1 protein-coding gene is annotated in these 338 nt (G+C 58.0%); it reads left to right on the plus strand.

Features of this window, described 5'->3' with window-relative positions:
* Positions 1-260: hypothetical protein (locus EN824_RS35705; RefSeq protein WP_210236385.1), on the plus strand; the 260-nt coding region annotated here is incomplete at its 5' end.
* Positions 261-338 lie beyond the last annotated feature (78 nt).

The raw sequence follows: 338 nt of genomic DNA on the forward strand, positions 1-338 counted from the left end.
CAAGAATCTCGACGTCGTTCGGTGCGTCGCTGTTCGTGTCGTCGTTTTATATTCCTGCCGCCTTCGCTGGTTACATCCTGGCAGTACTCACGCGCCATTTGGGCTGGGTAACGGGTAGTAGTGTCATGCTCGTGGGCGGTTCGATCGCCGCACTCGTTTTGGTGACACTGGCGAGAAATCAGCAGTTTGGCACCGCGGAAACGACGCGACATCCGAACGCAGGCGGCGAATCGACGGCCGAGACAACTTACCTCCACTAGAGGCGTGTTTTTGCGAGCCAGCGCAGTCCCCTTTTGGGGTAGGGCAGCTTGGTGAGTGAACCGCACCGGGAATGAACT

This window comes from Mesorhizobium sp. M8A.F.Ca.ET.181.01.1.1 (assembly GCF_004792025.1).
In the GTDB taxonomy this organism is placed as follows: Bacteria; Pseudomonadota; Alphaproteobacteria; order Rhizobiales; family Rhizobiaceae; genus Mesorhizobium.